The sequence below is a fragment of the Flavobacterium aquiphilum genome (assembly GCF_027111335.1).
In the GTDB taxonomy this organism is placed as follows: Bacteria; Bacteroidota; Bacteroidia; order Flavobacteriales; family Flavobacteriaceae; genus Flavobacterium; species Flavobacterium aquiphilum.
Window position 1 is genome coordinate 4,495,894 of the sequence record NZ_CP114288.1, and the last position, 17,298, is coordinate 4,513,191.

At 35.0% G+C, this 17,298-nt stretch carries 14 protein-coding genes; 10 read left to right on the forward strand and 4 right to left on the reverse strand.

The features are described from left to right. Window positions 1-124: 124 nt before the first annotated feature. Complete coding sequence (locus OZP12_RS18200) at window positions 125-1,525, forward strand: trypsin-like peptidase domain-containing protein (protein ID WP_281226505.1); 1,401 nt, start codon at window positions 125-127, stop codon at window positions 1,523-1,525. A gap of 156 nt (window positions 1,526-1,681) precedes the next feature. Continuing rightward, window positions 1,682-3,130: a glyceraldehyde-3-phosphate dehydrogenase gene (locus tag OZP12_RS18205; RefSeq protein ID WP_281226506.1), complete on the forward strand. Its 1,449-nt coding sequence runs from the start codon at window positions 1,682-1,684 to the stop codon at window positions 3,128-3,130. 363 nt (window positions 3,131-3,493) lie between these two features. Here the strand turns inward: OZP12_RS18205 and OZP12_RS18210 are convergent, their stop codons facing one another. Continuing rightward, the gene (locus tag OZP12_RS18210; RefSeq protein ID WP_281226507.1) at window positions 3,494-3,952 is read right to left on the reverse strand and encodes an Lrp/AsnC family transcriptional regulator; all 459 of its coding nucleotides are present in this window, start codon (window positions 3,950-3,952) and stop codon (window positions 3,494-3,496) included. Window positions 3,953-4,164: 212 nt separating this feature from the next. Here OZP12_RS18210 and ald point away from each other — a divergent pair, with 212 nt between their 5' ends. Further along, complete coding sequence (ald, locus tag OZP12_RS18215) at window positions 4,165-5,289, forward strand: alanine dehydrogenase (protein WP_281226508.1); 1,125 nt, start codon at window positions 4,165-4,167, stop codon at window positions 5,287-5,289. Window positions 5,290-5,459: 170 nt separating this feature from the next. Here ald and OZP12_RS18220 read toward each other — a convergent pair whose 3' ends face one another. Next, window positions 5,460-6,869 carry an APC family permease gene (locus OZP12_RS18220; protein WP_281226509.1) on the reverse strand — a complete coding sequence of 470 codons (1,410 nt, stop codon included), beginning with the start codon at window positions 6,867-6,869 and terminating at the stop codon, window positions 5,460-5,462. Window positions 6,870-7,442: 573 nt separating this feature from the next. Here OZP12_RS18220 and OZP12_RS18225 point away from each other — a divergent pair. After that, complete coding sequence (locus OZP12_RS18225) at window positions 7,443-8,627, forward strand: TIGR03118 family protein (protein ID WP_281226510.1); 1,185 nt, start codon at window positions 7,443-7,445, stop codon at window positions 8,625-8,627. Window positions 8,628-8,690: 63 nt separating this feature from the next. Here the strand turns inward: OZP12_RS18225 and OZP12_RS18230 are convergent, their stop codons facing one another. Next, window positions 8,691-10,400: a peptidoglycan endopeptidase gene (locus tag OZP12_RS18230; RefSeq protein WP_281226511.1), complete on the reverse strand. Its 1,710-nt coding sequence runs from the start codon at window positions 10,398-10,400 to the stop codon at window positions 8,691-8,693. 216 nt (window positions 10,401-10,616) lie between these two features. Next, window positions 10,617-11,258: a PAQR family membrane homeostasis protein TrhA gene (trhA, locus tag OZP12_RS18235; RefSeq protein ID WP_281226512.1), complete on the reverse strand. Its 642-nt coding sequence runs from the start codon at window positions 11,256-11,258 to the stop codon at window positions 10,617-10,619. A gap of 487 nt (window positions 11,259-11,745) precedes the next feature. On the opposite strand from trhA, the gene OZP12_RS18240 reads away from it, so the two are divergent. The 6 genes from OZP12_RS18240 to OZP12_RS18265 all read left to right on the forward strand — a co-directional run bounded on the left by OZP12_RS18240 (window position 11,746) and on the right by OZP12_RS18265 (window position 17,075). Beyond that, a complete protein-coding gene (locus OZP12_RS18240; protein ID WP_281226513.1) occupies window positions 11,746-12,492 on the forward strand; it encodes an SDR family NAD(P)-dependent oxidoreductase in 747 nt (248 codons plus the stop codon). Window positions 12,493-12,576: 84 nt separating this feature from the next. Next, a complete protein-coding gene (locus OZP12_RS18245; protein WP_281226514.1) occupies window positions 12,577-13,068 on the forward strand; it encodes a hypothetical protein in 492 nt (163 codons plus the stop codon). Further along, window positions 13,069-13,878 carry a helix-turn-helix domain-containing protein gene (locus OZP12_RS18250; RefSeq protein WP_432419512.1) on the forward strand — a complete coding sequence of 270 codons (810 nt, stop codon included), beginning with the start codon at window positions 13,069-13,071 and terminating at the stop codon, window positions 13,876-13,878. A gap of 401 nt (window positions 13,879-14,279) precedes the next feature. Next, entirely contained in the window at window positions 14,280-14,777 is a 498-nt protein-coding gene (locus tag OZP12_RS18255) for a hypothetical protein (protein ID WP_281226516.1), read from the forward strand. A gap of 355 nt (window positions 14,778-15,132) precedes the next feature. Continuing rightward, complete coding sequence (locus OZP12_RS18260; RefSeq protein WP_281226517.1) at window positions 15,133-15,495, forward strand: transcriptional regulator; 363 nt, start codon at window positions 15,133-15,135, stop codon at window positions 15,493-15,495. A gap of 143 nt (window positions 15,496-15,638) precedes the next feature. Beyond that, the gene (locus OZP12_RS18265) at window positions 15,639-17,075 is read left to right on the forward strand and encodes a TIR domain-containing protein (protein WP_281226518.1); all 1,437 of its coding nucleotides are present in this window, start codon (window positions 15,639-15,641) and stop codon (window positions 17,073-17,075) included. Window positions 17,076-17,298 lie beyond the last annotated feature (223 nt).

Below are 17,298 nucleotides of genomic sequence, written 5' to 3' on the forward strand. Positions count from 1 at the left end.
ATCACACAAAAGTACAAACTATTAATGAATTGTTAATCATTGTTAAAGAGCGTTAATCCATATCCAACGAAAAAAAAAATCTGCTAAATTCGTATTCAGATAACTAAATAAAGATGTTTTTATTATGAAACAAATTTCAAAATTATTCTTGGTATCCTTGTTGAGTGGCGCCACAACACTTGGCGCATACAAATTATTATTTGACAACAATGGTTATTTTTCTTCCAATAAAAATGGGATTACGACACTTGCTCCCGAATACTACGGAAAACAAACTAGTTTGGGTGCTGAAAATGTTGACTTTACAGTGGCTGCAGAGAAAACCATACATACTGTAGTACACGTAAAAAATGTGTCAGTCAGAACTGTCACAAATCCAATCTTGGAATATTTTTACGGATATGGAGGTCAACAGCAACAAGAACAAGTTGGAACCGGATCTGGGGTTATTATTTCTGAAGACGGTTATATTGTAACCAACAACCATGTAGTGAAAGATGCCAGTGACATTGAAATCACCCTGAACAACAACAAAACGTACAAAGCAAAACTTATTGGAACCGATTCTAAAATGGACATTGCTTTGCTAAAAATTAATGCCGATGAAAAATTACCTTATTCTACCTTTGCCAATTCCGATTCGGTTAAAGTAGGTGAATGGGTATTGGCCGTAGGTAATCCGTACAACTTGACATCAACTGTTACGGCTGGTATCGTATCTGCCAAAGCCAGAAATCTTGATGCTAAAGGAATTCAGTCTTTCATCCAAACTGATGCAGCCGTAAACCCAGGCAACAGTGGAGGTGCCCTTGTAAATACTCGTGGTGAATTGATCGGAATCAACACCATGATTACATCAATGACAGGTTCCTACGTTGGTTATTCTTTTGCAATTCCTTCCAACAATGCCCGAAAAATTATCGAAGACATCATGGAATTTGGAAATGTACAAAGAGGAATCCTCGGAGTTGGAATTAAGGAACTTAACGGCACCCTTTCCAAAGAATTGGGAATCAAACAAACCCAGGGCGTTTACATCGATGAAGTTTCGAAAAATTCAGGTGCCGAAAGAGCCAAATTGCAAAAAGGTGATATTATTGTAAGAATAGACAATAAGGAAATTGACAATTATGCCGATCTTTCTGGGTATGTAAACACCAAAAGACCAAATGACAAAGTACAAGTAACAATTATCCGTGACGGAAAAGACATGATTGTTCCAGTAATACTCAGTAAAAACGAAAACTTCAATACCGAATTCAAAGGAATCGAACTTGAAAATATTAATGCCGCAGACAAAAAGAAATTCAAATTGGATTATGGTGTGAAAATCAAATCCATAAATAATGAAAACTTAGCTCAATATAGCGATGAGCTTGTTGGAAACATCATTTTGAGCATTGATAATGTCAAAGCAACCAACATTGAAGCCGTTTCTAAAATTTTGAATAATAAAGATGAAAAACAAAGCATCCGTATCGAAATGATAAACAAAAACGGAGAGATAATGAGAATCATTATCTAAAAAGTTAAAACCATAAATTTAAAGCCGACTTGAAAATTCAAGTCGGCTTTTTTTATTTGAAAAAAGTTATAAAAAAAGTTACGAAATCGATTGAAATAAATACTTTTGCACAAAATTAATAAAAAACCACATTAATTTAACACGCAACTTTTCAAAATGAATAATGTAGATTTATACGAAAAAGAGGTTTCATTTCAAGCCGACAGAAGACGTTCAGGAGTAGAATTAATCAAAATCATTAGTGATTTATGGTACGACAAATCAATCGAACTCGTTTTATACCGCAATCAATTAATCGATAGAAACGTAAGCGAAATTATCAACTTACATGACTATGCAGGCAAATTTGTAGGCAAACCCATTTCGGTTTCAGACTCAGTCGAAATAGCCAATGTTATTCTTACTTTGGATTTACCTCCAGCAAAATTAGATATTGGAAAATTAACTTACGAATACCGCCTGGAAGATGAAAAATATCCTGATGCGAGACATTTTGTTCTAGACAAATTAAAGAAAGCAAAATTTTCCGAAGAAATCCAACCGAAAGATGTAATCCTTTATGGTTTTGGACGAATTGGAAGATTATTAGCAAGAGAACTAATGTCCAAAACAGGAAAAGGAGAACAAATGCGTTTGAGAGCCATCGTTACCCGAGACAAAAACGATGCAACAAGTCTAGAGAAAAGAGCTTCTTTATTGCGTTACGATTCTATTCACGGCGATTTTCAAGGCTCAGTTGTTGCCGATACAGCAAACAATGCCTTAATTATTAATGGCACAACCGTTCATATCATTACCGCAAACGCTCCCGAAGAAATTGATTATACACAATACGGAATCGATAATGCTTTGGTAATTGACAACACAGGTGCTTTCACAAACAAAGAAGCCTTGAGCCGTCATTTAATTTCAAAAGGAGTAGACAAAGTATTACTTACTGCGCCAGGAAAAGGGATTCCAAATATCGTTCACGGTGTCAATCAAAATGAATACAACCCTGACGAGATTGACATTTTCTCAGCCGCTTCCTGCACCACCAACGCGATTACTCCTATCCTAAAAGCGATTGAAGATACCCTTGGAGTTGTAAAAGGACATTTGGAAACGATTCACGCTTACACCAATGACCAAAATCTGGTCGATAATATGCACAAAAAATACCGTCGTGGAAGAGCCGCAGCTCTAAACATGGTTATCACCGAAACCGGCGCCGGATCAGCAGTTGCCAAAGCTCTACCATCATTAGAAGGTAAATTAACCTCAAATGCCATTCGGGTTCCAGTTCCAAACGGATCATTGGTTGTTTTAAACCTTGAAGTTGGCAAAAAAACTTCCGTTGAAGCCATCAATGCAATCATGAAAAAATACGCGCTCCAAGGCGAATTGGTAGAGCAAATTAAATATTCAATCAACAACGAATTGGTTTCATCTGATATCGTAGGAACTTCCGCTCCATCGATTTATGACAGTAATGCCACCATCGTTTCAAATGACGGAAAAAACATAGTGCTGTACATTTGGTACGACAACGAATACGGCTACAGCCATCAGGTTATTCGCCTTGCCAAATACATTGCCAAAGTAAGACGTTTTACATACTACTAGTATTCAGCTTACAGGCTGGGGAGTGCTTTTTTTAGTTTTTAATTTTAGTTGTTTTGTTATTAAATTGCCTCAGCCTGAAAACACAAATCCGCTCCGTTATTGAAACGAGCGGATTTTTTTTGGTTACAAATCAAATCCAAAATTCTAAAATTCATTTGGGCGTGCCACCATCCCCATAAAAGGGCTATCAACTTTGCGGGTACACGCCCTTTTATGAGGATGCTGTCAGGCTATCCGCTCCGCTTTGGCGGATTGCTTCTATCCTTCACGCAGGATACTGTAAACATCCAAGATTATTATAAAGATCAGGTAATACAATTAAACATCATTCTCCTCTATTATCTTTCATCTATTATCTTGCTTCTAAATAGGTAAAACAGTCGTACTCTTTACTTCGGAAATAATAAAAAAACTGTTGATCAAAGACACTTCAGGCAAAATCGAGAGTTTCATTTGGTGAAAATGATGGTAACTTTCCATATCCGGCAATACAATTTTGAGCAAATAATCAAAATTTCCAGAAACGAAATTACACTCTACCACTTCGGGCAAATTCAATATAGCCTGATTAAAACTATCCGAAATATCAAATGTCTGTTTCACCAAAGTCACCTGACAATAAACCGTCAGGTTCATACCTAATTTTTTTCGGTTCAAAACAGAAACATACCGCTCAATAATTCCCTCTTTTTCAAGCCGTTTTACCCTATCATGAACTGGCGTTAACGAAAGATTTATTCGATTTGAAATGTCTTTTAATGTCAAATGCGCATCGTTCTGCAGAAGCCGCAATATTTTTCTGTCGTTTTCATCTAAAATCATAACAAAAATTTAATTAAATTAGTTAAATTGTAACAAAATAATCAGATTAATTTTCTTTTTAGAAATATAAAAAGGCATGCATACCAAATTATTTTCTACTAAAATAACAATTAAAAATAAAATTTTCTTATTTATTTTTCAAGTGAATAAAAATTTTCTTTATCTAGTACATTTGTATTGAAATATTGATTTAATCACTAAAAAGAACTGTTATGATAATCGGTGTACCAAAAGAAATTAAAAATAACGAAAACCGTGTTGCTTTAACTCCGGCAGGTGTTGCTGAGATGAAAAATAACGGTCATAGTGTTTATGTTCAAGCAACTGCTGGTGAAGGAAGCGGATTTTCAGATGAAGAATATGTCGCTGCCGGTGCAGTAATTCTGCCAACTATCGAAGAAGTTTACAGCATTGCTGAAATGATCATTAAAGTAAAAGAGCCTATCGCTTCTGAATATCCTCTTATCAAAAAAGACCAATTACTTTTCACATACTTCCATTTTGCTTCATCAGAACCATTAACTCACGCCATGATTGAGCGTCAAGCTATTTGTTTGGCATACGAAACGGTAGAAAAAACAGATCGTAGTTTACCACTATTGGTTCCAATGTCTGAAGTTGCTGGGCGTATGTCAATTCAAGAAGGTGCTAAATATTTGGAAAAACCATTAAAAGGAAGAGGAATTCTTCTTGGTGGTGTTCCTGGTGTACCACCTGCAAAAGTATTAGTTCTTGGTGGTGGAATCGTAGGAACTCAAGCTGCAAAAATGGCTGCAGGTTTGGGAGCTCAAGTAACTATAATGGATGTAAGTTTACCTCGTTTGAGACAATTGGATGATATCATGCCAGCCAATGTAACAACTCTAATGTCTAACGACTATAATATCAAAAAAGCAATCACAGAAGCTGATTTGGTAGTAGGAGCTGTATTAATCCCAGGAGCAAAAGCACCACATTTGATTAAACGTGACATGTTAAAATCTATGCGTCCGGGAACTGTTCTTGTAGACGTAGCTGTAGATCAAGGAGGATGTATTGAAACTTGTACTCCAACAACTCACGAAAACCCAACTTTCATCATTGACGATATCGTACATTACTGCGTGGCCAACATGCCAGGTGCAGTCCCATATACTTCAACATTGGCTCTTACCAATGCCACTTTACCTTACGCTCTGCAATTGGCAAACAAAGGATGGCAAAAAGCATGTGCAGAAAACGAAGAATTAAAAAAAGGATTAAACATTGCCAACGGAAAAATCCTTTACAAAGGAGTAGCCGAAGCTTGGAACCTTCCTTTTAATGAAGAGTTAGTATTAGAAAACGCTGTTTGCTAATATTAGATAAGTGCTTACTACACACTAGAAAAACCCGGTTGTCGCTCAACAACACGGGTTTTCTGTTTTTATGAAAGTATCCAAAATAGCTTTCCTTTATTTATAGAAAACAAAAAAATCCGTCTCAATTAGAGGACGGATTTCTTTTTTTATCTATAATAATTTCAATCCTACTCTTCTGGCTTGGTCAAGTAATATACCGGAATACCGGTCAACATAATCAATACTCCCCATCCACAAGTTGAAACTTTAGTCAGTAACAAACCTATACAAATAGCAACTGCTATAACTATATATACTAATGGTAAAAATGGATACCCAAAAGCCTTGTACGGTCTTTCTGCATCTGGCATTTTCTTTCTCAAAATAAAAATTCCATAAATAGTAAGTATGTAAAAAATCAATACAATGATAATTACATAATCCAACAAATCTCCATACTTACCAGTCAAGCACAAAATTGAAGCCCAGAAAGACTGTACCCACAAAGCCCATGCCGGCACACTCGCATCGTTAAGAACGGCAGCTTTCTTGAAGAACAAACCGTCTTTGGCCATCGTATAATACACTCTCGCCCCAGCCATAATCAATCCGTTGTTACAGGCAAAAGTCGAAATCATAATCATCAAGGCAATAATGATGGTTCCCATATCTCCAAAAGTATATTGGGAAGCAACCACAGCTACCCTATCCGATTTTGCCGTTGCTATTTCCTGCATCGGAATTACAGCCAAATACATCAAATTGGCCAAGATATAGATAATCGTCACAATAAAGGTCCCCAGAAACAAACTCAGTCCAACATTGCGTTTTGGGTTTTTAATTTCTCCCGCGATAAAGGTCACTCCAACCCAAGCATCACTTGAAAATAAAGAACCAACCATTGCAGCCGAAATTCCGGTTAATAAAGCGGTTCCACCTATCGAAGACCAAGTCCCGGTTTTTACATCAAAAGCTCTTGCTCCCCAGGCACCAGACCAATTGGCATTCCAAATATCCGACTTGGCGGCCAATATAAACCCAAAAACAATCAATCCGAAAAGGGATAAAATTTTAATTATCGTCAAAATCGTTTGAAGAATTTTACTGTTCTTTACCCCTCGGCTATTGATATAAGTCAATAAAATGATAGTAACTATAGACACAATTTGGGCAGCATTTAATTTAAAATCACCCAACTCATACAAAACATTTTCATCACTAAAAGGCGGATATAAATAAGCAGCAAATTTGGAAAAACCAACACCAACCGCTGCAATAGTCCCAGTTTGAATTACGGCAAAAAAGCTCCAGCCATATAAAAATGCCACTAATTTATTATAAGCCTCTTTGAGATAAACATATTGCCCTCCTGCATTGGGAAACATGGCACTTAGTTCCCCATAACTTACTGCTGCGATCATCGTAATCAATCCTGAAATCAGCCATATTAACACTAACCACCCTGCTGACCCTACTTGTCTGGCAATATCGGCACTCACAATAAATATCCCCGATCCTATCATTGATCCCACAACAAGCATGGTTCCGTCTAATAATCCGAGTTCTCTTTTAAATTCAACTGGTTTGTTTTCTTCCATTATTATTGGTTTATTTTTTGGTTGGCTAAAGATATACTTTTTTTATAAACTGACTAATATTAAGAAAAAGATGAAGCCCAAAAATCAATGAGAATCGAACTAATAAATAGCTCATTATTTTTAACAATACAATTAGGATTTAAATTAACAAAGCTTTGAAAACCATACATAAAAACACACAACCAATTAAAAACAAGTGTTTTAAACATAAAATATTAAAATTATTTCTTAAATTTATAGCTCTTTTTTTAAAAAAAGCAAACCAAAATACCAACCGAACCAAAACAAACTACCCCAAAGTTTGACATCCTCACAGATGATGCATTGACACTATCAGAAGTCAGAAATAAAACTCCCCAAATCAAGCATAATTAAAATTATATTCTATTGTTACAGTTCTTTAATTCACTATTAAAAAACTGTTTTACAAAAGAATAAAATCATATTCCTTGTAATGAAATACAATACGTTTCCATGCACTAATGCTCTATAAAAGGTACACTCCAAAATAAAAATCTTCATTAAAAGGATGAGTAACAAAAACCATTTATAAACATCAAAAAAAATTATGACATGGAAAACAAATCATCAAAAAGTGATTTCAAAGCAATCATGAATTCAAAAAAAAGAATTTATGTTACCTTGATTACAATTATGCTGTTTCTGGCTTTTTCAGGATGCGACAATTATGAGTCAACTACAGATTCAGGAATGAACACAAATCTTACCGGAAAAAAATTCAAAACCAACGTTAATTACACCCAAGTAAATCTGGTTTCAGATGTGGCAGAATACAATCCTCAGTTCATTGACCCAAATCTTGTAAATGCATGGGGTATTGCCTTTAATCCTGGCGGTGCAATTTGGATTTCTGCAGCCGAGACTAGTGTTTCTACTATTTACGACCAAACAGGAAAAACGCTTCGAGTTCCTGTCCATATTCCGTTTGGAACCGGAGGAGGCAATCCAACAGGTCAGGTGTTCAACACAACCACCACATTTATCATTCCTTCTGCAGCAAGGGCAAGTCGCTTCATTTTTGTTACCGAAAATGGAACTGTAGCAGCATGGGCTACTGGAAATAATGCAGTAACGGTCGCAGACAGATCGGCACAAGGAGCAGTCTACAAAGGTCTGGAAATGGTAAACAATAATGGTAAATGGTTTCTTTATGCTACGGATTTTCACAATGGAAAAGTGGACATGTTTGACGAAAATTTTAATTTCGTTGGAAACGACATGTTTGCTGATCCAACAATTCCGGCCGGCTTCGCACCATTTAACATCAAAGCAATAAATGGACAATTATTTGTAACCTATGCCAAACAAAAAGGACCTGAAAATAAAGACGATGAAGCTGGAGAAGGCAATGGATATGTGAATGTTTTTGACACCAATGGCCAACTAATAGAACGATTTGCATCACAAGGAACCCTCAACTCTCCTTGGGGAATAGAACTCATGAAATATACCACTGGATTTGAAACAACTCCTGATTTTCCTCCATCACAAGTAACAATCCTCATCGGAAATTTTGGAGACGGACGCATCAATGCCTTTGACGGTAAAGGAAAATTAATTGGTCAATTCCAAAAAAATGGTTCTCCATTAGAAATTGAAGGATTGTGGCAAATTTCATATCCTCCTCAAGAAGCCCCCGCTTATGAAGCATCTCGTAACCGACTCTATTTCACTGCCGGTCCTGATGACGAAGAGCACGGTTTGTTTGGATATATTGTAGCTTCTGACAAAAAATAAACTTTACAAAAACTAAAAAACTCTTAAGAAATCTTAAGAGTTTTTTTTTATAGTATTTTAAATTTATTTGACAACCCGATTTACCTGTGCAAAATTTCTTTGGTAATAAGGCTCTTTGGTCGAAGAAATTATTACTCCTGAATGTGTCGAGGAATGAATAAACTTTATTTCATCTTCAGCAACTTCAATAACCATCCCAACGTGATTGATGTGGTGTCTACCATTAGTTCTAAAGAAAATCAAGTCGCCTTTTTGAACATCTTCATCATTAATTTTATCACCAATAGAAGCCTGTTCAATCGATGATCTAGGCAATTTTATATCAAAAGACGCAAAAGTAGAATACATCAAACCAGAACAATCAAAGCCTGCTGTTGTTGTACCGCCACTTCTATATCTAGTCCCAATCATTTCTGTTGCTGATTGAATCAGTTTATCTATCAAATCTCTGCTGGGAATAGTTGAAGTTATAGTACTCGTATCTTTTACTACGGCGCTTGCTACTTCTTTTATTACTCTTTCTTTATTTTCAACAACTTTGTCTTTGTTTATTTCTTCAAATTTATCATTAGGAACCTGAATAGTTAATTTTGAACCAACTTTCAATTTTTGTTTAATGGAAGGGTTTTGCTTTTCTAATTCAGTTACGGTAATACCATATTTTCTGGCAATTCCGTATTTAGTTTCTTTAGTCAAAACTTCATGAATGATTTCAGAAGTATTAACTGGAGTTTCCGTTTTTGCCTCTTTCGCTTTAAACTCTTTTTCAGCAACCGCAGTAACAGATTCTTTTACAACCGATTTTTCATCTTCGGCGGCAACTTCTTTTTCAGGCATTTTTCCGTTGCTTGGAATAGCGAGCGTTTGCCCAACCCTTATTCCTTTTTTCCCTATTTTAGGATTAGCATTCTGCAATTCTTTTAATGTAACGCCATACATCTTCGCAATAACATACAAAGACTCTTTTGGTTTTACCTCATGTGTCAAAGAAGTAACCGTTTCGCTTTTCTCATCGATTTCCTGTTCTTTTACTTTTGGCAAATTGGCAATCTCAGTTTTGGTTTCTTTTGTGGGAACAGATTCTTTTACTACATTTTTTACTTCTTCAGCGACAACTTCCTTCTCAGGCATTTTTCCATTGCTTGGAATATCAATTGTCTGCCCAACTTTAATTCCTTTTTTCCCTATTTTTGGATTGGCTTCTTGTAATTCTTTTAACGAAACACCATACATCTTCGCAATAACATACAACGATTCTTTAGATTTTACTTCATGAGTTAAAGAAGTAACTGTTTCAACTTTTTCAGCAGTTTCTTGTCCAGTTGAATTTGACAAACTGGCAATTTCGGTTTTAGTCAGGCTAGATGGAATCGTAATTGTCTGACCCACTTTCAATCCTTCTGTTTCTAATTTAGGATTGGCTTTATAGAGTAATTCTGTAGTTGTTTTGAATTGTTTTGTAATTCCGTATAAGGTTTCTTTGGGTACGATCTGATGCTTGATTTCTGTGATTTTTTCAGTATCTGCAACCGCCAAATTATCACTCTTTTTTGATTCGGAATTTGGGATCAACAAAACCTGATTAAGGTGCAAAGTTTTTTTCGCTTTTGGGTTTAGCTTGTAAATTGAAGGAATTGAGACATTGTATTTTTGGGCAATACTGGAAATTGTTTCCCCTTTCACTATCGTGTGTTTGATGTTATTCTCCTGCGAAAAAACATTAATACTACATAAAAAAAGGACTATAACAATTTGCTTAAAATACTTCATCATTTAATTTTTTTCCTCATTCTTTAAAATACATGCACTTTGAGGGAATTATTAAATTGCAGTATTTTCTGCCTCAAAAAAGCACTTTTTTCGAAGGATTACAAATATAAGTGATTAAGTAGAAACAAAAATTAAAAACTTACTAAAATTCTTAAGAAAACTACAATTACCTGCATTTCGTCGATAATATTAACTTTTTATTAACTATTTTTAAGATTCTCACAAACTTTTTAAAATAGCGATATAATGAAATATCGTACCCAAAAGCACAAAGAAATGCCAAATTACATGAAAGTACTTTTTATAACTTTTCATATAAAAATAAACCCCGACAGAATAACTAATTCCTCCCGCAACTATCCATAAAAAAACTGACATAGGCATAACCTCCAGCAAAGGCTTTAATACAAAAACAATCATCCATCCCATAAGCACATACATCATAACCGAAACAAACCTAAAACGATCAACGTAAAAAACCTTAAAAAAAGTCCCAAACAAAACGATTAACCACATTATCCCTAAAAAAACCAAAGCAGTTTTTTTATCCAAATAAGCAATCATCAAAGGTGAGTAAGTCCCGGCAATCAGATAGTAAATACAGATATGATCTGCGATTTTGAGCACTTGTTTCTTTTTCTCCTTTTGTGCCAAATGGTACAAAGTCGAAAACGTATAAACCAACAACATTCCAATCCCAAATACAATAACTGAGGTTACTGTAACAAAATTGTGCCCTTCATTTGCTTTTGCAATAAGAAAAGGTATTCCAATCAAACAAAAAAGTATCCCGAGGACATGTGAAATTCCGTTTGCCAATTCTTCTTTTCGGGTCTGGATTCTGGTTGACATCGTATTCATTTCTACACTTTTAATTTCATTAAAGATACGATTTCATCATTTAATTTCAAGCATACCGAAGCTTAAGCTTTTAACCGAAATTCCGCATAAGAAATGAATTCCCTGAAAATGTTTACTCATAGGAAACACAAAGATCGTGCAAAGAAAAAAACCTGTAAAAAGAACTTGCCCAGAAAGAAGCACTCCTACAAAAAATGAAAATCCAGATGGAAACCCTGCGGGAATTGATTAAAAAATAACCTAAGTTAAATTGAGTTAAATCATTTATATTTGGGAAAACAAAACTGACGACTATTGAGCAAAGCTAGCCAAATAAAGATAACTAAACTCAACAAATGAGTAAAAAACTGAGTATAATACAAGTTAGCTGTGATTTTACCGAGTGAAATCAAAAGAACTCGACAGACAAAAACATTGAACCTCACAGACAAATTTTTCATTTAACATCAACTTACCTTTGCTGTATAAATCATTAAAAATCAATAAAATGAAAAAAACAGTAATTATCACAGGAGGAACAACAGGTATTGGAAAAGCAACTGCTCTACATTTTGCAAAAAATGGTTACAATGTAGTAATAACCAGCAGAAATGCTGACAAAGAAGAAGCTGTACTTGCTGACTTTAAACAAAATGGAGCAGATGTTACATTTATACCTTTAGACGTAACAAACGAACAACAAGTAAAATCAGTTATTGAAACGACCGTTAAAAAGTTTGGCAAATTGGATTCTATTGTAAACAATTCGGGGATTTCATTAGGAAATGCCATATTGGCTGAAACAGAATCTAATGACTTAAAACAAATGCTTGAAACCAATGTAATGGGCGTTTATTATGGAATGAAATATGCAATTATTGAAATGCTGAAAACAGGTGGCGGAACAATTGTAAATTTAGCATCTATAGCAGGATTAAATGGCTTGTATGCAACCGCACAATACAATGCATCAAAACACGCAGTTGTAGGTTTAACAAAAGGTGCGTCTATTGATTATGCACAACAAGGAATTCGTATTAATGCAGTTGCACCAGGAGCAATCAAAACAGATATTTTGAAAAACGCTATTGCTTCGGGAACATATGATGTTTCAAGCATTGAAGCCATTCATCCGATGAATAGATTAGGCGAAGTTGAAGATATTGCAAAAGCAATTTACTTTTTAGCTTCTGACGAAAATACATTTATGACAGGAACTATTTTAAATATTGATGGCGGTTATAATGCACAATAATCATTTTAAAATAAATAGAATATTTTTACATAGATTTATCTTTAGACAGATAAATCTATGTTCCTTAATTTAAAAAATGAAATTATGATAAAAGACACTTTTGATTGGTACAACGGAGAAATTTTTGAAGGCAGATTTATATTAGGTTTTGGACTGATTTTAATTATTTCGTCCTTACTATTCTATTTTTTTGGAAGTGGACCATCGGCAAAAGCATTATTAATTCCCTTACTTGTGATAGGACTATTTTTTGCTGTAACAGGTATTACGATGGTTAATTCTAACAGTAAAAAAATGGCAAAAGTGGAACAGATTTTCCAAGAAGACAATAAAGCATTTGTAAAAACCGAAATAAAACGAGTGGAGGGCTTTCAATATTTATACCCTTTATCAATTGGTGTTAGTGCGGTTTGTTTTATCGTCGCTTTGAGCTTATTATATTTTTCTAAAAGCGTAAATTTACAGGCAATTGCAATGGCTCTAATAATCTTTGGAGCAGGCTTTGCCTTTATAGATTATTTTTCAAAAGAAAGAGCCACTATTTATTATGAAAAACTAACACATTTCAAACACTAAATGGTACAAGACAGAACGAAAATAAATATTCTTTTCTCTTGCTCAGGCGAACCAAAAAAGGATTTTGAGCCCTTTGTTCAAGACTTTGCTTTGTCATTTATCTTAACAGGAAAAATGACAATTAACAACGGAACAGAAACTACCGAATACAATGCTGGCGAGATTGGTTTTATATCAAAAAATCAATTGGTAAAAACGCAAAAACTGCCCCAAGACAATAAACCATTTATGGGAATTAGTGTTTTTTTACCTAAAGAAACACTTTATAATTTCTCTAAAGAACATAACATTTTACCAAAAGGACAGTATACAGGCAAACCAAATTTTATATTTCCTCACGACCCATTTTTAAAAGGTTTTTTTGACTCTATTGTCCCTTATTTTGAAAATCCAGATGCGTTAACCGAAAATTTGGCGACAATAAAAACCAACGAAATCATAGAGCTTTTGATTAAAAAAACACAAATGCAAAATCTTCTATTCAATTTTCAAGATGATTTTAAAATTGATTTAGAAGCTTATATGAATAGAAATTTTACGCACAATATTCCGTTAGAACAATTTGCAAAACTAACAGGAAGAAGTATTTCAACATTCAAAAGAGATTTTCAGGAAATATTTAAAGAAACACCAAGTAAGTGGCTTATCAAAAAGCGACTTGACCTGGCACATTTTTTAATTACTAAACAAAACAAAAAACCAGTAGAAGTTTACTATGACGTTGGCTTTATAAGTTTCGCTCATTTTTCTCGGACATTTAAAACAGAATTTAAAATAAACCCATCGGAAATAGAAAAAAACCACAGCTAACACTTGTAACTGTTGCACAACTTCTAAAAAAGAAACGAAGTTTAAAAAAGCTGTAAAAAACAACCTCGTTTTATGTATTTAGAGCGAGGTTTATTTTTGCTTCAAAATTGCTCTCTGGTGCTTGTCTGCGACGAGTACCTATTTAAATTAAAAAACAAATCGTAGCGTTTGCAACGCGGTTAATTAAAAACAGGAGTACCTTTAAACAAGTATACTCACTCCTCTGTCAAGACTACAACAGTATTCCATAAAATCTTTCTACTTACTCACATACATCACTTTTTACTTACACATTTAACAAAATACATGAAAATTGACAGAAAAAAACTATTTAAAAAAGTAAGAATAGTTTATATTTGGTTTGTAAACTATTATTACAATAACCATTAAACAACTATTTTATGTCAAATTTGCTTAACAATCGCGTAAACGCCACTGCTACGGCAGCACAGGTAACGGCAGTCAAAGCCGCTTTCCAAACTATTCTAACCAACCTTCCGTTTCTCGTAGGTTTAACCGCCGATGAGAGAAAATCATTAATCGCTGTTGATGTCGCCAACAAGGCGTTTACCGAAGACGCCATTAATGCGGCAGTAAACAACCCAACACTTGTTCCGTCTTATCTTTCGGTGGCAAATATGCAAAATGATTTAACGCTATTTACACAACTGGATGAAATCTCGGGCTTGGCAAACCAGCTTTGTGAGCGTATTGAAGACACCAAAATGCTGGCAGGCAGTGAGGCCTACATTGTAGCACTGTCACTCTACAAATCCTTTGGGGCGGCAGCCGATGCCGGAGTTCAGGGAGCAGACAGCATCGTCGATCAACTCAAAAAACGTTTTGCCACTAGCGGCGGAAATGCCGTTACGGTACCGCCCGTACTACCTGCGGTGTAGCAAAACAATTTGCTTAAAAATAACCGCAATCGCCTCTTTTGAAATAAAAGAGGCGATTTTTTTGCCGTTCTTTTTTGTTATCCAAAAGCAATTGTATGTAGTTCGAACCAACAACATAGGTAGTTTAAACCTGCTTTATTGGTTCGACGAACCAATAGAACAACTAGTTTGTACCAATACTATATGGTATTAGAACCAATAAAGTATATAGTTTAAACCAATACTATATGTAGTTCGAACCAATAGTATATGTAGTTTGAACCAATAAACAATGTAGTTCCAACCAACACTATTAGTGTTTAGCACTACTTTTTTAGAAAAACAGTAGGTATTCCTAACCTTAAAAACACAAAAAATGATATCGACCAGCAACAAATACAAGAATGGAAAAGGGGAACATTACCCAGCGATTGGCAATTTTATCCATTATTACATTATCCAGAATAAAATCAAGAAAGCCGATGTTGCCAGAGCACTAGGCATACTCCCAACGGGATTGAACGAATATTTCAAGAAAGAGTCCTTGCAGTTTGCCATTATATGGAAACTCAGTATGGCAATGAACTACAATTTTATTGCGCACTTGGGCGAATACCTACCCTATCGTTTTGAAACTATTCGCGAAAAAACCCTGAAAGAAGAACTTGCCCAGAAAGAGGCGATCATACAAAAAATGGAAATCCAGATGGAAACCCTGCGAGAAATGATTAAAAAATAACCTAAGTTGAATGAGACAAATTAATTATATTTGGGAAAACAAAACTGACGTCTTTTACACAAAGCTATCCATATTGGGGTGGATGTATGTGAGGAAGTCACACATATAAACAAGTTATATGCGAGCTTAAGAAACTATAAACTATGAAACCAAAGATTTTTATCGGATCATCTGTCGCCGGTTTGGGCGTTGCTTATTCGATTCAACAAAATTTAACTCATGATGCCGATGTCACTGTCTGGGATCAAGGAGTGTTTGAACTTTCCAAAACAACAATTGAGTCATTACTCGAAATCTTGAATAAAAGTGACTTTGGAATTTTCGTATTTAATGAAGATGATATTGCCACAATTAAACAAGAAACAAAAAGTGTTGTTCGCGATAATGTTCTTTTCGAATTTGGTCTTTTCATTGGAAAACTAACTCGCCAACGTGTTTTTTTCGTTATTCCGGCAAACTCGGAATTACACCTACCAACAGATCTACTTGGTGTCACTCCAGGCACATATGATGCTAGACGCGAAGACAATAGCCTCCAAGCTGCAACTGGGCCGGTTTGTCATCAAATCCGAACACAAGTTCAAAAAGAAGGATTATTAAATACAAGCACTGAGACAGCTCAGGAGCCGGAAAAAACAGAAGGAACGAATAACTATGAAGATGATGTATGGTATTCCATTTTTGCTAAAGGTGACTATGAAAAAGCAATAAAAATATTAGAAAAACAACTTGCCACTGAAATAGACGAAGATGAAGTCATTCAAAAGAAAATATGGATTTCTTACTGCAAATTTAAATCTGATTCCATAGACGGTAAAAAAGCGTTGGAGGAATTACTTGTAGAATTTCCCGAGAAATTGGTTGTTAGTCATGGTATCGCAAAATTCTATCTTTGGGACGATTACTACGACCATGCAATTTCCATATTGGAGGCCGCAATTGTAAAATTTGGAGAAGATGAGTCACTTATTTTGACACTTGCCGATTGTTACAAAAAGACAGAAGGCGAAGACAAAGTTATTGAATACCTATCTACAAAGAAACCTAGCGACAGTATCGATATAACACTTAATATTCTTTCAATATTGAGAGATAAAAAATCTTGGGAACAAGCTCGAAAAGTTGTGCATGCGTGTTATCAAAAACATCCAAATAATGAAAAAATAAAGTATGAGTACGCTAGAATTGCTCTGGATCTCAATCTTAATGATATTGCGCTATTTTTCTTGAAGCCATTAACCCAAAGCTATGACAATGTAGAGTATTGGGGTTATTTAAGTAATTGCTATGTTCAATTAAATCTTTATGACTTGGGAATGATTGCTTGTAAAAGAGCTAATGAAATTGCTGGAGAACAACAAAGCTGGATTATTCTTAACATTGGAAATATACTTAAAAATAAAGGGTTCTATACAGAATCTATTGCGTATTTTGAAAAGGGACTGGGTATAGACAAATATTCGGAATACGGTCATGAAAGATTGTCGACAGCTATAAAATTAAAAGATGAAGAACAAGAAAAATCGTCGAAACTTATAATTGAAGGCAGGAAAGCGCTTAGAGATTTCGTTATCGAATGATAAACCCGAACACCCATGACATGTCTCGGCAACGATAGCGCAGAATTGCATTCTGTGCCCGCAAAGTATTGCAAACAAAGCATAAAAATCAGACCATCCATATTGTGTGGATTTGCAATATATGCCCACGATCATAAGCCATAAAGTTAACACAAAAGACTAAAAAAAAATCAATCTTTGAGGGCACGGTTGCGAATCGCAAGTCTTCGAAAGAGTTGAAAAT